The 23,702-nt window shown below is 62.0% G+C and carries 23 protein-coding genes; 11 read left to right on the plus strand and 12 right to left on the minus strand.

Going from position 1 to position 23,702, the window contains the following annotated elements:
* Positions 1 to 19: 19 nt before the first annotated feature.
* The 3 genes from ilvN to AC2FM5_RS02405 form a co-directional block, all read right to left on the minus strand.
* Positions 20 to 580 (minus strand): acetolactate synthase small subunit, encoded by a 561-nt coding sequence (gene ilvN, locus AC2FM5_RS02395; protein ID WP_093962354.1) that lies wholly within the window; start codon positions 578 to 580, stop codon positions 20 to 22.
* Positions 577 to 1,833, minus strand: coding sequence for a glycosyltransferase family 87 protein (locus AC2FM5_RS02400; protein ID WP_170358836.1), 1,257 nt, complete (start codon positions 1,831 to 1,833; stop codon positions 577 to 579). The genes ilvN and AC2FM5_RS02400 overlap by 4 nt, the downstream gene beginning before the upstream one ends.
* Positions 1,834 to 1,897: 64 nt before the next feature.
* A complete protein-coding gene (locus AC2FM5_RS02405) occupies positions 1,898 to 3,649 on the minus strand; it encodes an acetolactate synthase 3 large subunit (protein WP_170358838.1) in 1,752 nt (583 codons plus the stop codon).
* A gap of 418 nt (positions 3,650 to 4,067) precedes the next feature.
* Here AC2FM5_RS02405 and AC2FM5_RS02410 point away from each other — a divergent pair, with 418 nt between their 5' ends.
* Together AC2FM5_RS02410 and AC2FM5_RS02415 are read left to right on the plus strand one after the other, a co-directional pair.
* Positions 4,068 to 4,913 (plus strand): HalD/BesD family halogenase, encoded by an 846-nt coding sequence (locus AC2FM5_RS02410; RefSeq protein ID WP_170358840.1) that lies wholly within the window; start codon positions 4,068 to 4,070, stop codon positions 4,911 to 4,913.
* A gap of 44 nt (positions 4,914 to 4,957) precedes the next feature.
* On the plus strand, positions 4,958 to 5,332 hold the full coding sequence (locus tag AC2FM5_RS02415; RefSeq protein WP_170338682.1) for a bleomycin resistance protein: 375 nt from the start codon (positions 4,958 to 4,960) through the stop codon (positions 5,330 to 5,332).
* A gap of 30 nt (positions 5,333 to 5,362) precedes the next feature.
* Here the strand turns inward: AC2FM5_RS02415 and AC2FM5_RS02420 are convergent, their stop codons facing one another.
* A complete protein-coding gene (locus tag AC2FM5_RS02420) occupies positions 5,363 to 6,007 on the minus strand; it encodes a response regulator transcription factor (RefSeq protein ID WP_170338171.1) in 645 nt (214 codons plus the stop codon).
* Complete coding sequence (locus tag AC2FM5_RS02425) at positions 6,007 to 7,440, minus strand: cache domain-containing protein (RefSeq protein WP_496733687.1); 1,434 nt, start codon at positions 7,438 to 7,440, stop codon at positions 6,007 to 6,009. The genes AC2FM5_RS02420 and AC2FM5_RS02425 overlap by 1 nt, the downstream gene beginning before the upstream one ends.
* Before the next feature lie 247 nt (positions 7,441 to 7,687).
* Here AC2FM5_RS02425 and AC2FM5_RS02430 point away from each other — a divergent pair, with 247 nt between their 5' ends.
* From AC2FM5_RS02430 to AC2FM5_RS02440, 3 genes are all read left to right on the plus strand, one after another.
* A complete protein-coding gene (locus AC2FM5_RS02430) occupies positions 7,688 to 8,770 on the plus strand; it encodes a TRAP transporter substrate-binding protein (protein WP_170338175.1) in 1,083 nt (360 codons plus the stop codon).
* A 124-nt stretch (positions 8,771 to 8,894) separates the two neighbouring features.
* Complete coding sequence (locus AC2FM5_RS02435) at positions 8,895 to 9,821, plus strand: TRAP transporter small permease subunit (protein WP_170338177.1); 927 nt, start codon at positions 8,895 to 8,897, stop codon at positions 9,819 to 9,821.
* Between the two features lie 17 nt (positions 9,822 to 9,838).
* Entirely contained in the window at positions 9,839 to 12,193 is a 2,355-nt protein-coding gene (locus tag AC2FM5_RS02440) for a TRAP transporter large permease (RefSeq protein ID WP_496733691.1), read from the plus strand.
* 74 nt (positions 12,194 to 12,267) lie between these two features.
* Here AC2FM5_RS02440 and AC2FM5_RS02445 read toward each other — a convergent pair whose 3' ends face one another.
* From AC2FM5_RS02445 to AC2FM5_RS02460, 4 genes are all read right to left on the minus strand, one after another.
* The gene (locus AC2FM5_RS02445) at positions 12,268 to 12,657 is read right to left on the minus strand and encodes a VOC family protein (RefSeq protein ID WP_170372377.1); all 390 of its coding nucleotides are present in this window, start codon (positions 12,655 to 12,657) and stop codon (positions 12,268 to 12,270) included.
* Between the two features lie 6 nt (positions 12,658 to 12,663).
* Complete coding sequence (locus AC2FM5_RS02450) at positions 12,664 to 13,488, minus strand: arginyltransferase (protein WP_093962342.1); 825 nt, start codon at positions 13,486 to 13,488, stop codon at positions 12,664 to 12,666.
* Between the two features lie 74 nt (positions 13,489 to 13,562).
* Positions 13,563 to 13,994, minus strand: coding sequence for an RDD family protein (locus tag AC2FM5_RS02455; protein WP_093962341.1), 432 nt, complete (start codon positions 13,992 to 13,994; stop codon positions 13,563 to 13,565).
* 66 nt (positions 13,995 to 14,060) lie between these two features.
* Entirely contained in the window at positions 14,061 to 14,480 is a 420-nt protein-coding gene (locus tag AC2FM5_RS02460; protein WP_496733694.1) for a DUF2852 domain-containing protein, read from the minus strand.
* A gap of 141 nt (positions 14,481 to 14,621) precedes the next feature.
* Between AC2FM5_RS02460 and AC2FM5_RS02465 the strand changes: the two genes are divergently transcribed.
* The 5 genes from AC2FM5_RS02465 to AC2FM5_RS02485 are packed head-to-tail and all read left to right on the plus strand — an operon-like array spanning position 14,622 to position 19,876.
* Positions 14,622 to 15,011: a DUF4440 domain-containing protein gene (locus AC2FM5_RS02465; RefSeq protein WP_496733696.1), complete on the plus strand. Its 390-nt coding sequence runs from the start codon at positions 14,622 to 14,624 to the stop codon at positions 15,009 to 15,011.
* A 13-nt stretch (positions 15,012 to 15,024) separates the two neighbouring features.
* Positions 15,025 to 17,817 (plus strand): bifunctional [glutamate--ammonia ligase]-adenylyl-L-tyrosine phosphorylase/[glutamate--ammonia-ligase] adenylyltransferase, encoded by a 2,793-nt coding sequence (gene glnE / locus AC2FM5_RS02470; protein WP_496733698.1) that lies wholly within the window; start codon positions 15,025 to 15,027, stop codon positions 17,815 to 17,817.
* Positions 17,804 to 18,076, plus strand: a complete 273-nt coding sequence (locus AC2FM5_RS02475) for a hypothetical protein (protein ID WP_170338699.1) — start codon at positions 17,804 to 17,806, stop codon at positions 18,074 to 18,076. The genes glnE and AC2FM5_RS02475 overlap by 14 nt, the downstream gene beginning before the upstream one ends.
* 52 nt (positions 18,077 to 18,128) lie before the next feature.
* The gene (locus tag AC2FM5_RS02480; RefSeq protein ID WP_496733701.1) at positions 18,129 to 19,337 is read left to right on the plus strand and encodes an RSP_2647 family RNA methyltransferase; all 1,209 of its coding nucleotides are present in this window, start codon (positions 18,129 to 18,131) and stop codon (positions 19,335 to 19,337) included.
* Positions 19,334 to 19,876, plus strand: a complete 543-nt coding sequence (locus tag AC2FM5_RS02485; RefSeq protein ID WP_170338194.1) for an RSP_2648 family PIN domain-containing protein — start codon at positions 19,334 to 19,336, stop codon at positions 19,874 to 19,876. Before AC2FM5_RS02480 ends, AC2FM5_RS02485 begins: the two co-directional genes overlap by 4 nt.
* 54 nt (positions 19,877 to 19,930) lie before the next feature.
* On the opposite strand, the gene AC2FM5_RS02490 is transcribed toward AC2FM5_RS02485, so the two are convergent.
* Entirely contained in the window at positions 19,931 to 20,617 is a 687-nt protein-coding gene (locus tag AC2FM5_RS02490; RefSeq protein ID WP_093962334.1) for a M48 family metallopeptidase, read from the minus strand.
* A 203-nt stretch (positions 20,618 to 20,820) separates the two neighbouring features.
* Here AC2FM5_RS02490 and AC2FM5_RS02495 point away from each other — a divergent pair, with 203 nt between their 5' ends.
* Positions 20,821 to 22,305, plus strand: a complete 1,485-nt coding sequence (locus AC2FM5_RS02495; protein ID WP_480774933.1) for an inorganic phosphate transporter — start codon at positions 20,821 to 20,823, stop codon at positions 22,303 to 22,305.
* 19 nt (positions 22,306 to 22,324) lie between these two features.
* Here AC2FM5_RS02495 and AC2FM5_RS02500 read toward each other — a convergent pair whose 3' ends face one another.
* Both AC2FM5_RS02500 and AC2FM5_RS02505 read right to left on the minus strand, forming a co-directional pair.
* On the minus strand, positions 22,325 to 23,509 hold the full coding sequence (locus AC2FM5_RS02500; protein ID WP_170432190.1) for a vWA domain-containing protein: 1,185 nt from the start codon (positions 23,507 to 23,509) through the stop codon (positions 22,325 to 22,327).
* Between the two features lie 4 nt (positions 23,510 to 23,513).
* Positions 23,514 to 23,684 (minus strand): hypothetical protein, encoded by a 171-nt coding sequence (locus tag AC2FM5_RS02505; RefSeq protein ID WP_170338198.1) that lies wholly within the window; start codon positions 23,682 to 23,684, stop codon positions 23,514 to 23,516.
* Positions 23,685 to 23,702: the final 18 nt, after the last annotated feature.

A 23,702-nucleotide genomic window follows, 5' to 3' on the forward strand; every position in this document is an offset into this window, starting at 1 on the left:
TTGATGGGTTCGCGAAAAATCAGTTGCCGCGCAGCAGGGCCGCGACGCCTGTCCGTGCAACCTCGACAGAGCCCAGCGGGCGCATCAGATCGGCAAATGCATCGATCTTGTCCGGCGCGCCGGTGATTTCGAAGATGAACGAATTCAACGTGCTGTCCACGACATTGGCCCGGAAAATGTCGGCAAGGCGCAACGCCTCGACCCGCTTGTCGCCTTCGCCGACGACCTTGATGATCGCCAGTTCCCGTTCGACCGAAGGGCCTTCGACAGTCAGGTCATGCACGTCATGCACCGGGACAATGCGGCCCAGCTGAGCCTTGATCTGTTCGATCACCTGCGGTGTACCGGTGGTGACGATCGTGATGCGGCTGAGGTGTCCGGTGTGGTCGACCTCGGCCACGGTCAGGCTTTCGATGTTGTAGCCGCGCCCCGAGAACAGCCCTATGACCCGGGCTAGAACCCCCGGTTCGTTTTCGACCAGAACAGCGATCGTGTGGCGTTCCTGCACGTCCGAGAAGGTCGGGCGCAGGTTGTAGGCCGAGTGGCGGGTGGAACCTTTTCGGATCTTGAGTGCAGTCATTGGAAGACCTCATCGTTGGCAGAGGAATTGTCTGGCGCCCGCAGCCGTTGAACAACGGCACCGATGCAAACCAGACAGGAAAGATACAAAAGCGGTGCAAAAAGCAGGCGGATCGAGATGTCGACCTCGCCGCGGAACAGAAAGGCGAAGAAAGCGGGGGCGGCACCCAGCCACATCGCTCCGGCCAGCGCCAGGCCCCATGGGCTGTTCGTCAATACACCTGCGCGCAAGAGGAATAGTCCCGCAGCGGAGATCAGAGCAGATTCGTAGAACCACAGGTATGGGGTGGACAGCATAACCGCCAGCGCCAGCACCGCGGCACGCAGGTCAAAACCGATCCGGGGGCTGCGCCATGTGATCGTGACCATGATGGCCGCGCAGGCTGTGATCGTCCACTGAACGGCCAAGGCGACAGGCTCGGGCAGCCCAAAGCTGGCGAGCGTCGAATAGGGGCTAAGCATCAGATTGTTTTCGACGATGGTTTCACGCACCACCGAAAAGTGGACCGCCATCATGTTGCGCATTTCCAGCCAGTATTCCGGACCGTAGAGCGCAGTCGCCAACCCCGAGATGACCAGGGTCGTGACGCCGGCCGAAATGATGGTCGGCCACGCCCGGCACGCCAGCAAAGCAAAGGGAATCAGGATGCCCAGCTGAGGTTTGAGCGTCAGAAGGCCGATAAAAAAGCCGGCAAGAACCAAACGTTGGTTCTTGAGCGCTGCAAGTGCCGCCAGCAAACCGGCCATCCACAGGGCTGCGGTCTGCCCCATGAACAGGGTCGGCAATATCGCGGGTGGCAGCGCAAATGCGAACCAGACCGGTGTGATGCCTTCCGCGAACGGCCGGGCGGCGAATATCATCGCGACGATCGACGCGATCGAGAAGACCAGCCAGGCAATGGGGAAGGGAAGGGCGCCCAAGGGTTGCAGCGTTGCAAGAAACGCCGGCGGGTAAGACCAGGGCATCCAGTCATCTTCCTTGATGACGTTGTGCATGGCGGTCAGGCTGTCGACACTGAAAGCCGACAGAGGCTCACCCAGATGGGCCAGACGTCCGGCGGCCCAGAAGACCCGAAAGTCGATCGGAAAGCCGGCGCTGCCATTGGCCGCGATCTCGCTCCAGCTGAGGCCGAGCCAGATGACAAAGACCCCGAGCACCAGCGCAGGGACAAGAATGCCCAACTGCCATCCGCGACGCCCCGCAAAAATCTGCAGGTTCTCGCGTGGAGATGTCTGAGTGGGGATGCCGGGCATGTTCCGTCCTGTCCTGTGAGCGTCCATCAGGGCCAACAGCGTGGCCCTGTGTCCGCAAGCAATATCAAACCAGCACCGCGCCGCCAGCCTGAATGACACCCTTCGTTTCGGCCTCGCCCAGCAGCATCTCGTTATGGGCCTTGCCCGACGGGATCATGGGGAAGCAGTTCTCGTGCTTTTCCACCAGACAGTCAAAGATCACCGGACCGTCGTAATTGATCATCTCCATGATCGCGTCATCCAGATCGGCGGGGTCTTTGCAGATGATCCCCTTGGCCCCGAAGGCCTCGGCCAGCTTGACGAAATCGGGCAGGGCCTCGGACCACGAATGCGAGTAGCGTTCGCCGTGCAGCAGTTCCTGCCACTGGCGCACCATGCCCAGGCGTTCGTTGTTCAGGATAAACTGTTTCACCGGCAGGCGGTATTGGACGGCGGTGCCCATCTCCTGCATGTTCATCAGCCAACTGGCCTCGCCCGCGACGTTGATCACCAGCGCGTCCGGGTGTGCCATCTGCACCCCGATCGAAGCCGGGAAGCCATAGCCCATGGTGCCCAGCCCGCCCGAGGTCATCCAGCGGTTGGGGTCTTCGAACCCAAGGAATTGCGCGGCCCACATCTGGTGCTGGCCCACCTCAGTACAGACATAGCGATCGTGGTCCTTGGTCAGCGCCTCGAGCCGTTCCAGCGCGTATTGGGGTTTTATCGCCTTTTCGCTGTTGGTGTAGGCAAGGCAGTTGACCTTGCGCCAGTCCGAGATCTGGGCCTGCCACTTGGCGATCGCTTCGGTGTTGGTTTTGCGACCACGCGCCTTCCAGACCTTCAGCACGTCTTCCAGAACATGCGCCACGTCCCCCACGATGGGGATGTCCACCCGGATCACCTTGTTGATCGAGGACGGGTCGATGTCGATATGCGCCTTTTTCGACTTGGGCGAGAAGGCGTCGATACGCCCCGTGATCCGATCGTCGAACCTGGCGCCGACATTGATCATCAGATCACAGTCATGCATGGCCATGTTCGCCTCGTACAGACCGTGCATGCCCAGCATCCCGATCCAGTTCTTGCCCGATGCCGGATAGGCGCCCAGGCCCATCAGGGTCGAGGTGATGGGGAACCCGGTCGCGTCGACCAGCTCGCGCAGCAGTTGGCTGGCAGCGGGGCCTGAGTTGATCACGCCGCCGCCGGTATAGAACACGGGCCGCTTGGCGGTTTCGATGGCGGCGACCAGTTCGGTGATCTCTTCGATGTCGCCCTTGAGCGCCGGTTGATAATGCGAGGTCGATGGTTTCGGCGCGGTGTATTTGCCGGTGGCAAACTGAACGTCTTTGGGGATGTCGATCAACACAGGACCGGGACGGCCCGCGGTGGCGACATGAAACGCCTCGTGCATGGTTTCCGCCAGCGAGTTGGTGTCTTTGACCAGCCAATTGTGCTTGGTGCAGGGCCGGGTGATGCCCACCGTGTCCGCCTCTTGGAACGCATCCGAGCCGATCATGAACGTCGGCACCTGACCGGTCAGAACCACGATCGGGATCGAATCCAGAAGCGCGTCGGTCAGGCCGGTTACCGCGTTGGTCGCGCCGGGCCCCGAGGTCACCAGTGCGACACCGGGTTTGCCGGTTGAACGGGCGTAGCCCTCGGCGGCATGTATCGCGCCCTGTTCATGCCGCACCAGGATGTGACGGATGTCATTTTGCAGAAAGATCTCGTCATAGATCGGTAGCACGGCGCCGCCGGGGTATCCGAATACCGTGTCCACGCCCTGATCCTTGAGGGCCTGGACCACCATCTTTGCGCCGGTCATCTCACGTGTCATCTGCTTTGCTCCGTTCGCGACATGTGTCTTGCGTTTGACAAAAAAAAGCCCCCGAAGTTTCGGAGGCGCATGGGTTCGATTATGGCTTACCGTTACCGGCCCATGCGCGTGGTTCCTACGATTACGACTAGCGTTCTCATCGCCAGAGGCTCCTTTTTGCGTGGGGCAGACATTATGGGCGGCGCGAAGGGGCGTCAACAGGCAATCTGGCCAATTTCCTGACTCTGATGTCGAATTTTGCGACATTTTGTTGCGCAGATTGCCGCATGTGGAGAAATTTCCGGAAATACTGGCCGAGTTTTGCCGAGTTCCGAGCGGTGGTCGAGGTCAGAATGCGTCAGAGCGATGTCTGAAACGGGCATGATGCGGGGGCCGGGCTGGGTCAGGCTGGGGCTGCGAACAAGTCAGGGAGGACGGCATGCTGATGGATCTGGTGGACCTCGGGCGCTATCCGATAGATCGTCCGAATTCGGCGGCCTATGATCGGTTGATCGATGACATTCGTCGTGACCTCGACAAAGATGGTTGCGCAGTTTTACCCGGATTTGTCCACGAAGACGGGTTGGGTCAGTTGCTGACCGAAGCCGAAGCCGTCGCGCCGAGTGCGCATCGCAGTTTCAACCGGACCAACGCCTATTTCACCAAGGACGATCCCCGCTTTGGTATCGCCCACCCGATCCGTCGGTTCTATGACCGGTCGAACGCCTTTGTTCCGGCCGACAATTTCCCGTCTACCGGTCCCCTGCGCAGAATCTACGAGTTCGAAGGATTTCTGCCCTTCATACGCGAAGCGCTGAATGAACCCGCGGATCGGTTCTTTCGCTACGATGATCCATTGGCGGATGTGATCATCAACGTGGTCGAAGAGGGGCAGGGCTTTCCGTGGCATTTCGACACGAACAACTACACGGTTACTCTGGCGATCCAGAATGGCGAGCAAGGCGGCGCCTTTGAATACGCGCCGAACCTGCGCACCGCTGAGGAGGAGAACTTTGACAAGGTGGCCTCGGTTCTAGACGGCAATATGGGAATGGTACGCCAGTTGGAGCTCAATCCCGGTGATCTGCAGATCTTTCGGGGGCGCTATTCCTTGCATCGCGTGGCGCCAGTGTCGGGTGCACGGCCGCGCTACGTGGGGATATTCTCCTTTGTCGAGGCCGAAGGCATGTGTGGCGGGGTCGAGCGTACACGGCAGCTCTACGGCCGTGTGCTGCCGTGTCATCGCGACAGGGAGGGGGTGCGAAACGATGAGCTTCTGGACTGACCCGTGATAGGGTGGAGCAGTCAGATCCTGCCAGGGAGTGCAAGGTGCCACGTATTGTTCAGCTGACCCCCTTTGTCCTGTGTTCCTCGCTGAGCCGGCAAATTGCATTCTACTGCGATCGTCTGGGTTTCGCGTGTGGGTTCACGCAAGACAACTATGCTTTTCTCAGGCTTGGCCCGGTTGCAATTCGCCTGCTGGAATGCCCGCCGCGCGCGGATGGCCTGCCGCTGGGCCACGAGCAATCCTTCTATGTTGATGTCGAGGATATAGACGACTTGTACGAAAGCCTGCGTCCCAAACTCGAGGACCTCCCCGAAGGGCGGGTTCGTGCGCCATTTGATCAGCCATATCAACAGCGAGAGTTTCACGTTCTGGATGAGGACGGCACGCTGATCTTTTTCGGCGAAGGAATCCGTTGAAGCGCGGAAGCTGCGCTGATGGCGCGGCCGTCAGAAGGCCACGCCGGTTCCTTGCAGAACGCCATGTTCCAGCGCGTATCGGGTCAGGCCGGCAGTCGATGAGATGCCCAGCTTGCGCTTGATGTTTTTGCGATGGGTTTCGACCGTGCGAACCGAAATATCCAGCGCCAGCGCGACTTCCTTGTTCGACTTGCCCTGCGCCAATTCCAGAAGGATCGTCTGCTCGCGTCCGGTGAGTGCTTCGCGCGCCGCATCCTCTTTCGGTTCCAGCGATCCGATCGCTCCGGTGCACAGATAGCGCTCTCCACGCATGACCGCGTCTATGGCCTGCTTGATTTCGTCCGTCGGCACATCCTTGAGAACATAGCCCTTGGCCCCGTGGCTCAATGCGGTCGAGATGTATTCCGGGCTGTCATGCATCGATAGAATGAGGATGCGGGTGTCGGGCAGCCGTTCGAGGATCAGCTCCGTGGCGCTGAGCCCCCCGAGCCCCGGCATGTTCAGATCCATCAGGATGACATCGGGCTGCAGGCGCGCGGCCTGATCCACCGCGTCACGGCCATTGCCCAACGTGCCGACGACCTTGATGTCGTCAAAACTCTCGAGGATCGACTGGATGCCCTCGGCGACCATGGGGTGATCGTCGACGATAAGGACTCGGATCGTTTCGGTCATCAGGAACCGGCCTTTCCTTTGGGTGTCGCGTCTTCCTGCGGCGGCAACAGGTGGCTCAGCGGCAGGCTGACTTCGATCACTGTACCACTTTGTGCGCCGCGTGATGACAGGATACGCAGGGACCCGTCAAGCTGTTCTATGCGCTCTTGCATGTTGCGCAGCCCGATCCCGGTGCTGACCCGGCCCGGTCGTGACCGAAGGCCACTGCCGTTGTCGGTGATGCGCATGGTCGCGCCCTTCTTGTGGCCGCGCAGGTCGATCGTGACGCGGGTTGCGCCAGAATGGCGTTCGATATTCGTCAGCGCCTCTTGCGCGATACGGTAGAGGGCGATCTTGCTGTCCTGGTCCAGGCGATTGCGGAACACGACGGTCGAGAATTCGGTCTGGATCCCGGTCCGTTCGCGGAAATCATCGGTCAGCGCCTTCAGGGCCGGGCCAAGGCCCAAGTCATCCAATACGCCGGGCCGCAGGTCGCGACTGATGCGACGCACTTCGGTAATCGCGGTGCCCAGGTTGTCGATGCCCTTGTCCAGCGGCGCACGTGCGCCGTCATGATCGCCCTTGGACAGGCGCCGCCGGGCATTGTCCAGCGCATAGCGCACCCCGACCAGGATCTGGCTGATCCCGTCATGCAGTTCACGCGCCACGCGGCCGCGCTCTTCCTCCTGCGCGTCGATGACCCGCTTGGTCAGTTCCTTCAGCTTGGCATCCGCAAGCCGGCGTTCGCGGATGTTCAACAGCATCCCCGAGGCGAAGACGATCAGAACCGCCGCCAGAACGATACCGCCGATATACAGGAACGTGCGTTGTACGCGCGCTTCGACTTCGGCGCGGGCATTTGCAACGGTGGCCACGATGTCGTCGATGAATACACCGGTTCCCACGGCCCAACGCCAATCCTGCAGGCCGACGACATAGGCGATCATCATCGCCTCTTCCCCGGTCGAGGGCTTCTGCCACATGAAACTGTGCCATCCGGCACCCTGCCGGGCCAGGCGGATGAACTCGTCGACGACCGGAACACCCTCGCTGTCCGTCAGGCCTTCCCAGTTCTGATTGATGAACTCGGTCTGGCGCGGGCTGACAAGGTTGTTGCCGTCATAATCATAAACGAAGAAGAACCCGTCCTTTCCGTAAATCATCGCCGACAGGATCTGGGTCACCAGATTCTGGGCGACCTTGTCATCCGGAGACGCGCGTCCGTAGATATAAGCGAACCCGTTTCGGGCCTGTGTCACGTAATTGCGCAGCTCTTCCTTCTTGGCCTCGATCAGCCGACGCTCCAACGCCTTGATCTCGCGTTCAGCAGTCGCGCGGGACTCGTAGGCCACCATGACCGCGATTGCGGCCACGGCTACGACCAGCGGAATGGCCGCCACCAGCGACAGCTTCTGAGCGTAGGTCAGTGAAAGCAGAGCGCGGAGTTTCCCCATGGTCGAATCGATACGCAAGCGGGGGTGAAATTGCAAAGAGATTGGGCATTCCGGTGCTCGAAACGCCCAGGACTCGCGGTTTGCGGGTCGAAATGAGCTCCTCAATTGCGCGTTCTGCAGAAAAAACCATCTGATCTACGTAGTAATAGGTATTCCTTTTCAAACGGCCTTCATTAGGGTGACGCTACCGTAAACGACTGGCTCGGGCGCTGCCCGAGTCGTGACTATGAAGGGGAGGATTACTCTTATGGATCGTCGTAAGTTTCTAAAGACGTCGGCACTGGGCGGCTCGGCCGCAGCGGCAACCGCATTGGCGGCACCCGCCTATGCGCAGGGCAAGCGCACGCTGACCATGGTTACCTCGTGGGGCCGCGGTCTGGCTGGCGTGTTCGACAGCGCGCAGCGTTGCGCCGACAGCATCACCGCAATGTCCGACGGCAACCTGACCGTTGACATCAAGGCCGCGGGCGAGCTGGTGGGTGCGTTCGAAGTGTTCGACGCCGTCTCGTCGGGTCAGGCTGACATGTATCACGCCGCTGACTATTACTTTGTCGGTCAGCACCCGGGCTATGCGTTCTTCACCGCCGTTCCGTTCGGAATGACCGCGCAGGAACTGGTGAACTGGTACTATTTCGATGGCGGCATGGAGCTGCATGACGAACTGGGCCAGATCTTCGGCCTGAAATCGTTCCTGGCAGGCAACACCGGTGCGCAGGCCGGCGGCTGGTACTCGAAAGAGATCAACAGCCCCGAAGACTTCAACGGCCTGAAGTTCCGTATGCCGGGTCTGGGCGGCAAGGCTCTGGGCAAACTGGGCGCATCGGTTCAGAACATTCCGGGTTCGGAAGTGTACCAGGCACTGTCCTCGGGTGCCATCGACGGCACCGAGTGGATCGGTCCCTGGGCCGACGAAAAGGCCGGTTTCCAGGAGATCACCAAGATCTACTACACCGCCGGTTTCCACGAGCCGGGCGCAGGCCTGTCGCTGGCCACCAACCGCGACGTGTTCGAAAGCCTCTCGCCGGCGCACCAGAAGATCATCGAGATCGCTGCCGGCGAAGCGCACCAGTGGAACCTGGCACAGTTCCTGGCCAACAACGGCGCGGCGCTGCAGCGTCTGCAGGCCGGTGGCGTGAAGGTCATGGAATTCCCCGACAGCGTCTGGGATGCCTTCGGACAAGCCAGCCAGGAAGTTCTGGCCGAGAACATGAGCGACGAGCTGTTCAAGAAGATCCACGACAGCGCGATGGCATCGATGAAAGCCTCGTCGTCGTGGCTGAACATGTCTTCGGGCGTCTACACCGCTCAGCGCGACCGCGTTCTGGGCTAACTGGCCGTCTGGCAATCAAACGGTTTCCCCGCCACGTGCGGGGAAACCTTTCCTGTTGCAGATGCGCGGATCGCACGGTTTTCCGCTATAATCAGCGTCGCAACCAACGGGACCTGGGGACATTATGCAGGACGAAAACGGTATCTCGTTCTTCGGCGCCCTGTGGAACGGACTGGTCTGGTTCGTTCAGAGCATCGCCGAAGCCTTCTATAATTTCGGATACGCCATCACGCATCCGCAGCTGTGGCTGAACTGGTCGGACAAAGAAGCAATCATGCGCTTTGTCTACTACGGCGGGTCGGTCGAGTTCTTTTTCGTGGTCTTCACGATCTTCCTCGTGTTGACCGCGATCGGGCTTTACTTCCGCGGCTTCATGTGGGGCATGGTGCGCGTTTTGGAAGGGTTCGCCAACACGACCGGGCGTTTCTTTGCCTGGGCGGGCCTGCTGATGGTGATCCAGCAAATCGTCATCGTATTCATGCAGCGCGTGTTCGCGCGGCCTGACATGGCGTTTGGTCTGGGTATCCCGTTCCAGATGGATATCAGCTGGTACGCCGAAGAGCTGAAGCTGTACAACGCGCTCGTCGTCTGCCTGTGCTGCACCTACACCTTCGTGCAGGGCGGCCACGTCCGCGTGGACCTCGTTTATGCCGGTATCTCGCACCGGGCCAAGCGCGTGGTCGACATGCTGGGTTCGATCCTGTTCATGATGCCCATCGCCGTGCTGACCTGGATGTATGGCTGGTACTTCATGTGGCGTCACCTGATCGTGCCGAAGCCCTCGGCCAGCGACACGCTGGACCGGCTGGTGATGAAATCTCGCGCGCTGCGTTGGAACGTCGAAACCATCGGCTTCAGCCCCAACGGCTTCAATGCCTACTTCCTGTTCAAGATCCTGCTTGTGGCCTTTGCCGCGATGGTGTTCCTGCACGCGATCGCGTTCTTCTACCGGTCCTATCTCGAATATGTCGAAGGCCCGGAAAGCGCTGGAAAATACCTCGACAAGGACAGCCTTGGCGAGGGTGAAGAAGCCTACGAAGGCACACATTAAGGACGGAGACCAAGACAATGCTATTCGGACTTGATGGCGTAGAGATAGGCCTCATTATCGTATTCCTCTGCCTGTTTGGCGGAATTCTCAGCGGCTTTCCGGTGGCGTTTGCCATCGGCGGGGCCGGTATCATCTCCTTCGGGATCATCGCCGCGCTGGACAGCGCCGGGTTGCTGATCCACCAGGCGATCGACACAAGCTCGCAAGCCTATCGGGACATCGTGAATTCGGGTGTGAAACCCGATGTGATATCCGTGTTCCGATACCCGGACCTGCCAAGGATCGCCGAGCCGGTCTTTGTTCAGGGTTGGGAAACCGCGTTGGACCGCAACGTATCCTTCATCGTGAACCGTATCAACGAACGAGTTCTGGCCGGTCAGTCGATCGAGACTCTGCTGGCGGTGCTGATGTTCGTGCTGATGGGCATCACGCTGGAACGCTCGAAAATCGCCAACGATCTGCTGACCACAATGGCGCGCGTCTTTGGCCCGCTGCCGGGCGGTCTGGCGGTGTCGATCGTGGTTGTGGGGGCATTCCTTGCGGCCTCGACCGGTATTGTGGGCGCGACCGTGGTGACGATGGGCCTGCTGGCCCTGCCGACCATGCTGCGCAACAACTACTCGCCAGAGCTGGCGACGGGCGTGATCGCAGCCTCGGGCACGCTGGGGCAGATCATTCCGCCCTCGATCGTGATTGTTCTGCTGGGCACGCTGGCGGGTGACCTGTATTCGACGGCGCAGGAGACCCGCGCAGTCGAAGCTGGATGTACCGACGCGCTGACCTATCTGGGCGAGCCGGCCGTGGTTTCGGTGGGGACGCTGTTCCAGGCGGCGCTGCTGCCGGGGATCATGCTGGCGCTGCTCTATGCGCTTTATGCCTTTGGCTACGCGCTGCTCAACCCGCACAAGGCACCTGCGGTCGAACTGTCAGGCGGCAGCGGCGAGACCATCACCCGCTCGGAAGGCCTGACCTGGCTGCTGGGTGCCCCGGTCGCACTGATCGTGGGCGCGGTTCTGCTGGGCAGCGCCGGTGTCATCGGAAGCCAGAACATCACGGTTTCCGGCTTCTCGGACATCGGTGAGGCGGCCTCGTTGCGCACCAACGTATCCGAGGAGTGCAAGGCCTCGATGATAGACCTGCATGGTCAGGCGGCCTGGGACCAGGCCGTGGCCGAGCAGGAAGCCATCGATGCTGCCGGCGGCGCAACCGAAGCGCAACGGCTGAGCGAGGAAGAACTGGCCTCGGCCCGTGAAGCCAAGATTGCGGCTGCCGCCCCGATCGGCACCGGTGTTGCGGTCATGGTCGTGCTGCTGGGTCTGACGCTGGTTCTGGGCCGCGGTATCGCGCCTTCGCAATCGCCGCAGCCACTGATCGTGGGTGCAATCGGGCTGATCCTGATGCTGTTGGTCGATGTGCTGCTGATTGCGCCGACCACCTCGTCGGGGGCCACCTTCCTGCTGCTGGCGCTGCCTTTCGGGCTTGCCATGTATGGCTGCAAGGAAGCGGCGGCGCGCTGTGCGACCAATGATCTGATCCGCGTGGTATTCCCGCCGCTGGTTCTGATCATCGCGGTTCTGGGATCGATCCTGGGTGGTGTGACCAACCCGACTCCGGCCGCAGCGCTGGGGGCAGGCGGGGCCATCATGCTGGCGGCCTATCGCAAACTGCAAGATCAGGGGCGGTCGGGCAAAGTGATCATCTGGTCCACCTTCGCCGTCATCATCTGCCTTCTGCTGGGTGTCAACTTTGACCTCCGCGTGAACCAAGGCGATGTAAGCGTCGAGACCTGGATTGCGTTCATCCTGGCCTATGCCACCTACCTCTATGCGCTGTTCGGCCTGCTGTTCGCTTGCTGGGTGCTGTATGCCAGCGGTGTTCTGACACCGGTGGTGCGGGAAACCGCCAAGGTGACTTCGATGGTCTTCACCATCCTGATCGGCTCGCAGCTGCTGAACCTGGTGGTGATCTCGTTCGGCGGGGAACACTACATCCAGCAGTTCCTGAAGAGCTTTGACAACGAGTTCACGGTCTTCCTGATCGTGATGCTGGTGCTGTTCATCCTTGGCTTCGTGCTGGACTTCCTCGAGATCATCTACATCGTGATCCCGATCGTGGGTCCGGTGATCTATGGCGGGTCGTTCGACCCGAAATGGGTGACGATCATGGTGGCGGTGAACCTGCAGACCTCGTTCCTGACGCCGCCATTTGGCTTTGCGCTGTTCTATCTGCGCGGCGTGGCGCCGAAAGAGGTAACGACGGGCCATATCTACCGCGGGATCATCCCCTTCGTGCTGATCCAGGTGGTGGGCATCGGAATTCTGTGGTTCTTCCCGTCGATTGTGACGATCGTGCCGGACCTGATCCCGAACTGATCGGTGATGGCGTTATCCAACTGAAAAGGGGGCCGCGAGGCCCCCTTTGCTTTGGTCCCGGCTGACGCCGGTTGTCAGGTGAACTGGATCAGGTCCCAACGGTTCCCGAACGGATCCTGCCAGACGGCAACGATGCCATAGGGTTCATGGCGGGGCTCTTCCTCGAACCGGACCCCGTTGGCCAGCATGTCTGCGTGATCGCGGGCGAAATCATCGGTTCTGAGGAAAAACCCGACACGACCTCCGGTCTGATTACCGATTGCGGCCCGTTGGCTGTCTCCGTCAGCCTTGGCCAACAGCAGAGCTGCCCCATCGCTGCCGGGGGGCGTAACCAAAACCCATCGTTTGCCTTCGCCCAGATCGATTTCCTGGGTCAGCCGGAACCGAAGCGTCTTGGTGTAGAACGCGATCGCGTCATCATAGTCCGGCACCACCAAGGTGACGGCGTGCAAACCTTGCTGCATCGGAATTCAACCTTTGGTAGGGTGGCGATCGGGAAGTTGGATATTCGCGACCTGCTCGGCAATCGGAGCCGTCGAAAGCGGGTGATGCGTTGAGTCGGTGAACGCCTCCGGGTCGTCCACACGCTGCCACCCGCCTTTCACATAGACCTCGAGCCCGGCGAATTTCACCTTGTAGCCCATCTTGGGGCTGCCGGGGACCCAATAGCCCAGATATACATATGGCAGCCCGGCCTCGCGCGCGATGTCGATATGATCGAGGATCATATAGGTTCCCAGCGAGCTTTGCGGCTGGTTCGGGTCATAGAACGAATAGACCATGCTCAACCCGTCATCCAGAACATCGGTCAGGCTGACGGCGATCAGGTTTCCGGTTTTGGGGTCGGCATATTCAACGACGCGGCTGCGGATCGGGGTCTCTTCGATCATCGCGGCGAATTCGAACACGTCCATATCCGCCATGCCGCCATCAGCGTGCCGTGTGTCCAGGTACCGCCGAAACAGCTCGTACTGGTCGTCGGTGGCCCAAGGTGAGGTCGCGCGTCGCTGAAGGTGCGCATTGCGCCGCGCCGCGCGTTTCTGGCTTTTGGTCGGAGAAAAGGCCGAGACGTCGATCCGGGCCGACAGGCAGGCCGCACAATCGGTGCAAGAGGGCCGGTACAGAACGTTTTGAGACCTGCGAAAACCCTGCTGCGACAGAGAGTTGTTCAGCTGATCCGCGCCTTCGCCCTGCAGGGCGGTGAACAGCTTACGCTCGATCCTGCCCTCGAGATAAGGGCAGGGCTGTGGTGCAGTCACATAGAACTGCGGCGCAATCGGCAGCGTGTGTCGCATGAAGGCCCCGTGTTTCCTCGGGGCCGATGATAGCAACCGTTTCTGGGGTCGCCAAGTCCCAGAAACGGGCCGTGTCAGGCGCGCTGGTTCAGCATTACGGTGCCGAGGAAGGCATCGGTCAGGCCCTGGTTGCGGGCACTGGTCAGCATCATGATGACCGAGATGATCTGCAGGATCGGAAACGCCATGCTGACAAAGTAACCGGCTGTATGCGCGACGGCCTTGCCGGTATCCATGCGTTCGCCAAATGCGTCGCGCAGCTCGATCCCCATAAAGCGCATACCCAGCGTGGCAGACCCGTTTGCGATGGTGACGACACGGTAGATGAAACTGACGACCGCATAGATCAGCGCGATGACGAACAGGCCCATGCCGAAGGTCAGCAGAATGGCAACCGTGCACAGCAGCGAAATGAAGGCGATATCAAACAGCCACGCGAAGAAACGTTTGATCGCCACGGATTTGTAGAAGTCCGGCTGACGATCCGGGTCGGGCAGATGAGACATGAAGGAATTTCCGGTCGGTTGTTGAGGTTTGCCCTGTCCCACAGAGAGGGGCAGGGCTGTAGGGTATCAGGCGGTTTCGTCCTTGTCGTCCGCCGTGTTCTCCTGAGCGCGTTCGTTCATGAACTGGTCGAACTCGGCCTTGTCCTTGGCTTCGCGCAGGCGGTGCAGGAAGGCTTCGAAATCCTTTTGTTCCCGTTCCAGGCGGGCCAGCGTGTCGGCCTTGTAGGCGTCGAATGCGCTGTTGCCCGAGGGCTTCATCGCGCTCATGTGACTGTGCCAGGAATGGCGGCGGCTGCAGGATTTGCTAAACATGCGTTTGCTCCAGATCATATAGGCCAGAAGGGCCAGGCCAACGGGCCAGAAGAAGATGAAACCAAGGACCATGGCAGCGATCCAGGCGCCTTTGCCCTTGTCGTCAAGCCAGGCCTCTGCACGGTGCAACCATCCCGGGTTGCGGGGGACGGCGTGTTCGGACAATGCGGTCATTTGGGCTCTCCAGGTCGATGTAAATTGTGTTCACATTGATCTAGATGGGGTGGCCCGGCCCGGATGCAAGGGGTGATGTGAAAAAGATTTACATTTAGTGCCCCGGTTGACGGCAGTTCCGATCCTGCGCAACGTGCGGGCATGAACACGCACGACGACAAGCCCGCCCCGACGCTTGAAGAAATCCTGAACCTGGAGCAGCAGGTCTGGACCGCTTTGGTCGAGGGTGATGCGCAGGCGGACCGGGCGTTGCTGAGCGCCGATTTTCTGGGCGTCTACCCATCCGGTTTCGCCAATCGCGACGATCATGTGGGTCAGTTCGCAGACAGCCCGACAATGGAGTCATATGAGTTGAGCGCGGCGCAAATGCGCGTTCTGACCGCGGATATCGTCCTGTTGTCCTACCGGGCGGACTATCGGCGGCCGGGTGCGTCCGCGCGCGAGGCGATGCTGATCTCTTCGTTGTGGGAACGCCGGGATGATGGCTGGATCAATACCTTCAGCCAGGACACTCCGGTCAACGTTAACTGACCGGAATTCGCCCATGACCGACAGTCTTGCCATCCACCGCGTCCCGCGACCCTACGACCCCGAATTGGGGCGAGAGGCCTGCGCCGCAGTGCCGGATCTGACCGCTGATCAGTCCGAACTGGTGACCGGTGCCGCAGGCAGCAGCCCGTACCTCAAGAGCTTGATCGACCGTGAGCGCAATTGGCTGGCCCCGGCGCTGGATCGGCCGCAGTACGCCCTTGCGCAGATCATGGACGACGCGCGCGCGTTGGCTCCTGACCAGTTGAAACCGGGTCTGAGGCTGGCCAAGCATCGGCTTGCCTTGCTCACGGCCCTCGCCGACCTTTCCGGAGCCTGGAACCTCGAGCAAGTCACGGCGGCGCTGACCGACTTCGCGGCGCTTGCCGTGGACATCGCGGCCAAGGCCGAGATCGCGGCGCTGATCCGGCGCAAGAAGCTGCCCGGCATGACCGAAGACGACGTCGAGACCGCCGCCGGGATGGTGATCCTGGCGATGGGCAAGATGGGTGCGCACGAACTAAACTACAGCTCGGATATCGACCTGATCGTGCTGTTCGACGAAACCCGGTACGATCCCGACGATTTCTATGAGGCGCGGCAGGGCATGGTGCGGGCCACGCGCAATTTCTGCGCCACGCTCAGCGACAAGACGGCAGATGGCTATGTGTTCCGCACCGATCTGCGCCTGCGCCCCGATCCCGCGGTCACCCCCGTCTGCATGGCGACCGAGGCGGCCGAGCGCTATTACGAAAGCCTGGGCCGCACATGGGAGCGTGCCGCCTATATCAAGGCCCGCCCTTGCGCCGGCGACATCGCCGCCGGGCAGCGGTTTCTGGAAACCCTGCGGCCCTTTGTCTGGCGCCGCCATCTGGATTTCGCCGCCATCCAGGACGCCCACGACATGCGCCTGCGCATTCGCGAGAACAAGGGCACCGGTGGGGCTCTGACGATCCCCGGCCATGACATGAAGCTGGGGCAGGGCGGCATTCGCGAAATCGAGTTCTTTACCCAGACCCGGCAATTGATCGCCGGGGGCCGTGACCCCGAACTGCGGGTGCGCGGCACGGTGCCAGGGCTGGCGGCGCTGGCGGCCAAGGACTGGGTGCCGCAGGACGTGTCCGACAAGCTGACCGACCATTACCGCGCCCATCGCGAGGTCGAGCACCGCATCCAGATGGTGCATGACGCGCAGACCCACAAGGTGCCGCAGTCGCCCGACGGGATCGAGCGCATCGCCTGCTTGATGGGCACCACCAGCGCCGACCTGACAGCCGATCTGACCCGCCGCCTGACCGAGGTGCACGAGCTGACCGAGGGCTTTTTCGCGCCTGGCGCCGGTCCCGCGCCGACCGCAGCGCCCCCGGTCGAGTTCGACGCCGGCGTTCTGGCCCGGTGGACAACCTATCCCGCGCTGCGTTCGCAACGCGGCGCGCGCATTTTCGAGCGGCTCAAGCCCGAGTTGCTGGCCCGGCTGGCCAAGACCGCCCGCCCCGACGAGGCGCTGCTGGCGCTGGATGGGTTTCTTGCCGGTTTGCCCGCCGGTGTGCAGCTGTTTTCCCTGTTCGAAGCCAACCCGCATCTGATCGACCTGCTGGTCGATATCGTCGGCACCTCGCACGCGCTGGCCGCGCATCTGTCGCGCAATGCTCAGGTGTTCGACGCGGTGATCGGTGGCAGCTTCTTTGCCGATTGGCCCGGTCAGTCCGCCTTGCAGGCTGAACTGTCCAACGCGCTGGCAGCTGAATCTGACTATGAAACGCAGTTGGATCTGGCCCGACGCTGGTGCAAGGAATGGCATTTCCGTATCGGTGTGCACCACCTGCGCGGTCTGATCGACGGGTTGCAGGCGGGGCGGCAATACGCGGACCTCGCGCAGGCTGTCATCGCCGCGATCTTACCCTGCGTAGAGCGGCAGTTTGCGCAGAAGCACGGCTCCCCCCCAGGGCGTGGCGCTGTGGTGCTGGGCATGGGGTCGTTGGGGGCCGCTCGGCTGAACTCGCAATCCGATCTGGACATGATAGTGATCTACGACCCGCAAGCGGTGGACATGTCCGACGGCCCCAAGCCACTGGCCACGCGCACCTACTATGCGCGCTTTACACAGGCGCTGATTACCGCCCTGTCGGCGCCGATGGCGCAAGGACGGTTGTACGAGGTCGACATGCGACTGCGGCCGTCCGGCAATCAGGGGCCAGTCGCCACAAGCTGGGCCAGCTTCACTCATTACCAACAAGAGGAAGCCTGGGTTTGGGAGCATCTGGCCCTGACCCGCGCGCGCGCAGTTGCAGGCAACACGGATCTGGCCGACGATTTCGAAGCTTTCCGCACGCAGTTCCTGTCTCGCCCGCGCGACAAGGATCAGGTCCTGCGCGAAGTGTCCGACATGCGCGCACGCCTCGCGGCCGCGAAATCTCCCGCCGGTGTCTGGGATGTCAAGAATGGCCCCGGCCGTCTGCTGGATATCGAACTGATGGCCGAAACCGGCGCACTGTTGTCCGGCGCGCCACGGCGCGACGTCGACTCGGGCCTGGACGGAGCGGTCGCTGCGGGTCTCTTGGATGTCGCTCAGGCGCAGGTGTTGAAGGACGCATATGATCTATGCTGGTCGGTGCAATGCGCGGCGCGGCTACTGTCGGGCAAGGTGATCGAGGCCGACAAGATCGGGCAGGGGGGCACGGCCTTTCTGTGCCGGGCGACCGGGTTCGAGCAGGTCGAGCAGTTACAGTCCGCCTTGCAGGACAGCTATGCTGCCGCAGCCGAAGTGATCGGCGCGGTGATCGAGGAGAGTGCGGATGGCGCGCAGTGACGACCCGAACGACCCCAAGGGCCTGATTCGCGAGGCCTATCGCATCGACGGAATCACGCTGCCCGAGTGTCGCAGCATCTTTTTGGACTGGGCGCTCAGCCTGCCGGACGGGCGCGACCAGAAGCAGGCGCTGACCGAGTTGCATGCTGTCTATACCGCACAGGATGCCGACCATCCCATGACACAGGTTCTGCGCGAAGGGCTGGACACCGCGCAGGCTCCGCGCCGGCGCGGCGGCTGGCGGGCGCGCCAACGCTGACGGATAGCCAGAGGGGCTTTTCTGCCCGCGCAATCGCGACTATGAGGGCGCCATGACCCATGCCGACATGCCCGACCGCCCCAGAATCCGTTTGAAACCCAAAGCCAATGCGCGCGGTCTGCGCCACGGCTTTCCTTGGGTCTATGCCAATGACATCGTTACCGACCGGCGCACCCGCAAGATCGCGCCTGGTGCGCTGGCCGTGCTAGAGGATGACAAACGCGCCCCGATCGCGTTGGTTGCAGTGAACCCGGATTCCAAGATCATGTGCCGGGTGTTGGATCGTGACCTGTCGGCACAGCTGGACGCCGGGTGGTTCGAAACCCGCCTGCGCCGCGCGCTCGACCTGCGCGAACGGCTGTTCGATGCGCCCTTCTACCGGCTGGTCCATGCCGAGGCCGACGGTTTTCCCGGTGTCATCATCGACCGCTTTGGCGATGCCTGCGTGATCCAGCCCAACGCCGCCTGGGCCGAGGCGCATCTGGACCTTCTGACCGACGCGCTGGTCTCGGTGACGGGGGTGACGACCGTGCTCAAGAACGCCTCGGGCCGCACCCGCGGGCTGGAAGGTCTGGATGACGTGAACCAGACACTGCGCGGCACCGCGCCCGATGCTCCGTTGCCCGTCCCGATGAATGGCGCGACCTACATGGCCGACCTGACCGGGGGCCAGAAAACCGGGCTGTTCTACGACCAGCGCCCCAACCACGCTTTTGCCGCCCGGCTGACGGGCCCCGGCGCGCATGTGCTGGACGTGTTCAGCCACGTGGGCGGATTTGGCCTGGCCATGCTGGCCGGTGGGGCAGATCATGCGCTGTCGGTCGATGGCTCGGCCGCCGCGTTGACTCTGGCCGAGCAGGGCGCCGCCGCATCGGACTTCGGTGACCGCTTTGAAACCCGACAGGGCGATGCCTTCGACGTTCTGACCCAGCTGGGTGAGGACGGTGCGCAGTTCGACGTGGTCATCTGCGATCCGCCGGCCTTTGCGCCGTCGAAACAGGCGCTGGATGCCGGGCTGCGGGCCTATGAGCGGATCGCCCGCCTGGCCGCGCCGCTTGTCAAACCGGGGGGGTATCTGGGCCTGTGTTCCTGCTCGCATGCCGCCGACCTGACCCGCTTTCGCGAGGCCTGTGCCCGCGGTATCGGTCGGGCCGGGCGTCAGGCGCAGATGATCCACACCGGCTTTGCCGGACACGACCATCCGCAACTGCCGCAGCTGGCCGAGAGCGGCTATCTGAAATCCGTGTTCTACCGGCTGTGAAGGCGGTTCTCGACACTTGCGTCATCTATCCGACGGTGATGCGCGAGATGCTGCTGGGCGTGGCCACGCGGGGCCATTTCACCCCGCTCTGGTCGGCTCGCATCCTCGAGGAATGGGCCCGCGCCGCCCGCAAACTCGGACCCGAGGGCGAGGCGCAGGCCCGGGCCGAAATCGCGCTGGTGCAGGCACATTGGCCGCAGGCCGAACGCCCCGAGGCACCCGGCCTCGAACAGCGACTCTGGCTGCCCGATCCGGCCGACACCCATGTGCTGGCCACCGCAGTCGCCGCTTCGGCCGACACGATCATCACCGTGAATGCCAAAGACTTTCCAAGGAATATTCTGGCGGAAGAGGGCCTTGCGCGTATCGACCCCGACAGCTTCCTTCACGGCATCTGGCAGAGTGACCCGAGCAGTGTCGAAGAGATGGCTCAATCGGTCCTGACCGAAGCCAACCGTCTGTCGGGCGACAGATGGACTCTGCGCGCATTGATGAAAAAAGCCCGCCTGCCGCGTCTCGGCAAGGCTTTGGCGGCCTGACCTCTTCCCCTGGCTCCAAATATCGCGAGAGTGTGGCCTCTCGCACTCTGACCCTCAGCCACGCTCCCAACGTTGTTCAAGGGCCTCCAGCGCGGCAATCCGCTCGTCCGTCTTGGGATGGCTCATCAGCCAGGCCGGAACCACGCCCGCCCGCTGCTGGGTCAGATCCTCAAGCTTGTGAAACAGGGATTTCTGCGGTCCGATCCCGATTCCGGCCTTGGTCAGCAGGGCGGCTGCGTATTCGTCCGCCTCGTATTCGTCCGCCCGCGACAGGCGCGAGGCCAGCAGCGCGGTCAGCGCATTTGCGATCCACGCGCCGATGAAGGGAATGAACCGGTTGAGCAGCATCATCAGCGCCGCCCGCATCGCGTTCTGACCGGAAAAATCGATCATCCGCCGCCGGGCGTGGCCCAGCGCAACATGTCCCAGCTCGTGCGCGATGACGCTGGCCATCTCCTCGGCTGAGACCTCGCCGTTGCGGAACTTGCGATAGAAGCCTCGGGTGATGAAAATGCGCCCGTCCGGTGCGGCCAGCCCGTTCACCGGGTCGATTTCATAGATATAGACCGGCACGCGCGCCACATCCAAGGCGGCGGCCAGGCGGTCGGTCATACGCTTCAACTCGGGATCAGCCAGTTCGGTCGACTTCGCATCCAGCTCGCGATGGGTGCGCCAGACGGAAATCCGATACATCACAATGGCATAGGCGATCGCCAGCAGAATTGGGGTCAGACGCAACATATCTCAGATATGGGCGGATCGGGATGCGGGGGCAAGTCGTTCCTCATCACTTTCGGGCAACATGGGCGACCTGGGGCAGTTCGTGAGACGGAAATCGCGCGGCGTCAGATCGCAGTTTCCATATTTCAAAGGTTGAAATGAAGGCAAAAGCCTTCTAGGGCACGGCGCACGCTGTGCGAGCGCGCGCTATGCAAGAGGGACAAATGGCCAACAATGATTTAGAAGCCCGGCACCTTGAAACACTGGATCGTGACCTGCGGCGGTTTTCCCGCCTCGAGGTTGCAACGGCGCAGGTCGGGCGGCCGTTCGTCGGATCGGGAATCGCCTTCGTGTTCATCGTGATCGCCGGGATCACGGCTGCTTTGTTGTTCGGACAGGCCAGCAACACGATGATCGTCGTGATTGCGGCCATGTTCGGAGCCTACATGGCGCTCAACATCGGGGCGAACGATGTGGCCAACAACATGGCCCCGGCGGTGGGCGCGAACACCCTGACCATGGGCGGCGCCATCGCGATTGCCGCAGTTTTCGAAAGCGCCGGCGCCCTGATCGCGGGTGGAGATGTGGTCTCGACCATCGCCAAGGGCATCATCAATACCGAAAGCATGGGAACGGCAACCGTCTTCATCTGGGCCATGATGGCCGCGCTGTTGTCTGCTGCGCTTTGGATCAACCTGGCCACCTGGGTTGGCGCTCCGGTCTCGACCACGCATTCGGTCGTGGGGGGCGTCATGGGGGCAGGGATCGCGGCGGCGGGGTTCGGCGCGGTCAGCTGGGTCAAGATGAGCCAGATCGCTGCAAGCTGGGTCATCTCGCCGCTTCTGGGCGGCATCATCGCCGCCGGATTCCTGTGGTTCATCAAGGCGCGGATCATCTACCAGGACGACAAGATCGCCGCTGCGCGCAAATGGGTTCCAGTTCTGGTCGGCATCATGGCCGGGGCGTTTGCCTCGTACCTTGCGCTGAAAGGCCTGAAACATCTGTTCAAGATCAACCTGCAGACGGCCCTGGTGATCGGTCTGGTCAGCGGAGTGCTGATCTGGATGGCGACGATTCCTGTCATTCGCCGTCAGGCCGAAGGGCTGGAGAACCGCAACAAGTCGCTGAAGATCCTGTTCGGCATCCCGCTGATCATTTCGGCGGCGCTGCTCAGCTTTGCGCATGGGGCCAATGACGTGGCAAATGCCGTCGGACCTCTGGCCGCCATCGTTCAGGCTTCGGCGGTGGGTGATTTCACCCATGCGGTGAACATTCCGCCCTGGGTCATGATCATCGGCGCCTTCGGCATTTCGTTCGGTCTGTTCTTGTTCGGGCCCAAGCTGATCCGGGTGGTCGGCAGCCAGATCACCAAGCTGAACCCGATGCGCGCCTATTGTGTGGCGCTGTCGGCGGCGATCACCGTGATCGTGGCCAGCTGGCTTGGCCTGCCGGTCAGTTCGACCCACATCGCCGTGGGCGCAGTGTTCGGTGTCGGGTTCTTCCGGGAATGGGACGCCGAGCGGCGCCTGATCAAGGCGCGCGGCGCTGTGCCGGAACGCCCGGTGTTGGCCCCCGAAGAGCGCCGCCGCCGCAAGCTGGTGCGCCGGTCGCATTTCCTGACGATCATCGCGGCCTGGGTGATCACCGTGCCCGCGGCGGCCCTGCTGTCAGGTCTGCTGTTCCTGGGAATTCAGGCAATCGCCGGATAAAAGCAAAGCCGGGCTGGCGCTATCGCGTCAGCTCGCGCATGCCGCGTTCCAGCCCGGCCAGCGTCATCGGCACCATCCGGTCTTCGAAGATCTCGCGGATCATGCCGATGGAATGGGTGTATTCCCAGTATTTCTCGGGCACCGGGTTGATCCACAGGTTCGACGTCCACTGTTCGCGCGCGCGCTGCAGCCAGACCTGCCCGGCCTCGGCGTTCCAGTGCTCGTTGGCGCCGCCGGGATAGGCGATCTCGTAAGGCGACATCGACGCATCACCCACGAAGATGCACTTGTAGTCGGGGCCGTAGGTCCGCAGCACCTCATGCGTGGGGGTCTGCGCATCCCACCGGCGGCGATTGTCGCGCCAGACGCCTTCGTACAGGCAGTTGTGGAAATAGAAATATTCCAGGTGCTTGAACTCGGACCGCGCGGCCGAGAACAATTCCTCGACCACCTTGATATGCGGGTCCATCGAGCCGCCCACATCGAGAAACAGCAGCACCTTGACCGCATTGTGCCGTTCGGGCCGGGTCTTGACGTCCAGGTATCCGTGCTCGGCCGTGGCGCGGATGGTGCCGTCGAGGTCCAGTTCTTCGGCGGCGCCCTCACGGGCCCAGCGGCGCAGGCGTTTCAGCGCGACCTTGATGTTGCGGGTGCCAAGTTCGACCGTGTCGTCCAGATTGCGGAACTCGCGCTTATCCCAGACCTTGACCGCACGCTGGTGGCGGCTTTCCTTCTGGCCGATGCGCACGCCCTCGGGATTGTAGCCGTAAGCGCCGAAGGGCGAGGTGCCCGCCGTTCCGATCCACTTGTTGCCGCCCTGGTGGCGGCCTTGCTGATCCTTCAGCCGCTCGCGCAGCGTCTCCATCAGCTTGTCGAAACCGCCAAGCGCTTCGATCTCGGCCTTTTCCTCGTCTGACAGGTGCTTCTCGGCCATCTTGGCCAGCCACTCGGCCGGGATGTCCACGGCCTCGAGCACCTGATCGAAGGTGATCTCGGACAGCCCTTCGAAGCTGGCGGCAAAGGCGCGATCGAACTTGTCGATGTTGCGCTCGTCCTTCACCATCGAGACACGGGCGAGGTAGTAGAACGCCTCGATGTCGTAGGTGGCCAGCCCCTTTTTCATCCCCTCCAGAAAAGTCAGGTATTCCCGCAACGAGACGGGGATGCCTGCTTTTCTGAGGTTTTCGAAAAAGGGGATGAACATCGGCTCAGCCTATCACCCGCACCAGAACAAGCGAAATGGCCAGTCCCGCCAATGCAAATGCAATGCCGTAGCCGGCCGCATACTGGGCGATATCCGCGCCGCTGCCTTTGCGTTTTCGTGCCGTCAGCGCGCCCAGAGCCGCCCCCAGGACCGCCATTCCCACAACCACTAGCATGTGTTAGTCATCCGCCTT

This window comes from Ruegeria sp. BHSA162 (assembly GCF_059613385.1).

What these genes read in the sequence shown, in the direction of transcription:
- AC2FM5_RS02400 (WP_170358836.1), bottom strand. Translation starts at nt 1,833, where the DNA reads ATGCCCGGCATCCCCACTCAGACATCTCCACGCGAGAACCTGCAGATT.
- AC2FM5_RS02465 (WP_496733696.1), top strand. Translation starts at nt 14,622, where the DNA reads ATGAACACGCACGACGACAAGCCCGCCCCGACGCTTGAAGAAATCCTG.
- AC2FM5_RS02405 (WP_170358838.1), bottom strand. Translation starts at nt 3,649, where the DNA reads ATGACACGTGAGATGACCGGCGCAAAGATGGTGGTCCAGGCCCTCAAG.
- AC2FM5_RS02480 (WP_496733701.1), top strand. Translation starts at nt 18,129, where the DNA reads ATGACCCATGCCGACATGCCCGACCGCCCCAGAATCCGTTTGAAACCC.
- AC2FM5_RS02420 (WP_170338171.1), bottom strand. Translation starts at nt 6,007, where the DNA reads ATGACCGAAACGATCCGAGTCCTTATCGTCGACGATCACCCCATGGTC.
- AC2FM5_RS02435 (WP_170338177.1), top strand. Translation starts at nt 8,895, where the DNA reads ATGCAGGACGAAAACGGTATCTCGTTCTTCGGCGCCCTGTGGAACGGA.
- AC2FM5_RS02450 (WP_093962342.1), bottom strand. Translation starts at nt 13,488, where the DNA reads ATGCGACACACGCTGCCGATTGCGCCGCAGTTCTATGTGACTGCACCA.
- AC2FM5_RS02490 (WP_093962334.1), bottom strand. Translation starts at nt 20,617, where the DNA reads ATGTTGCGTCTGACCCCAATTCTGCTGGCGATCGCCTATGCCATTGTG.
- AC2FM5_RS02500 (WP_170432190.1), bottom strand. Translation starts at nt 23,509, where the DNA reads ATGTTCATCCCCTTTTTCGAAAACCTCAGAAAAGCAGGCATCCCCGTC.
- AC2FM5_RS02475 (WP_170338699.1), top strand. Translation starts at nt 17,804, where the DNA reads ATGGCGCGCAGTGACGACCCGAACGACCCCAAGGGCCTGATTCGCGAG.
- glnE (WP_496733698.1), top strand. Translation starts at nt 15,025, where the DNA reads ATGACCGACAGTCTTGCCATCCACCGCGTCCCGCGACCCTACGACCCC.
- AC2FM5_RS02455 (WP_093962341.1), bottom strand. Translation starts at nt 13,994, where the DNA reads ATGTCTCATCTGCCCGACCCGGATCGTCAGCCGGACTTCTACAAATCC.
- AC2FM5_RS02495 (WP_480774933.1), top strand. Translation starts at nt 20,821, where the DNA reads ATGGCCAACAATGATTTAGAAGCCCGGCACCTTGAAACACTGGATCGT.
- AC2FM5_RS02425 (WP_496733687.1), bottom strand. Translation starts at nt 7,440, where the DNA reads ATGGGGAAACTCCGCGCTCTGCTTTCACTGACCTACGCTCAGAAGCTG.
- AC2FM5_RS02445 (WP_170372377.1), bottom strand. Translation starts at nt 12,657, where the DNA reads ATGCAGCAAGGTTTGCACGCCGTCACCTTGGTGGTGCCGGACTATGAT.
- AC2FM5_RS02440 (WP_496733691.1), top strand. Translation starts at nt 9,839, where the DNA reads ATGCTATTCGGACTTGATGGCGTAGAGATAGGCCTCATTATCGTATTC.
- AC2FM5_RS02430 (WP_170338175.1), top strand. Translation starts at nt 7,688, where the DNA reads ATGGATCGTCGTAAGTTTCTAAAGACGTCGGCACTGGGCGGCTCGGCC.
- AC2FM5_RS02460 (WP_496733694.1), bottom strand. Translation starts at nt 14,480, where the DNA reads ATGACCGCATTGTCCGAACACGCCGTCCCCCGCAACCCGGGATGGTTG.
- AC2FM5_RS02410 (WP_170358840.1), top strand. Translation starts at nt 4,068, where the DNA reads ATGCTGATGGATCTGGTGGACCTCGGGCGCTATCCGATAGATCGTCCG.
- AC2FM5_RS02505 (WP_170338198.1), bottom strand. Translation starts at nt 23,684, where the DNA reads ATGCTAGTGGTTGTGGGAATGGCGGTCCTGGGGGCGGCTCTGGGCGCG.
- ilvN (WP_093962354.1), bottom strand. Translation starts at nt 580, where the DNA reads ATGACTGCACTCAAGATCCGAAAAGGTTCCACCCGCCACTCGGCCTAC.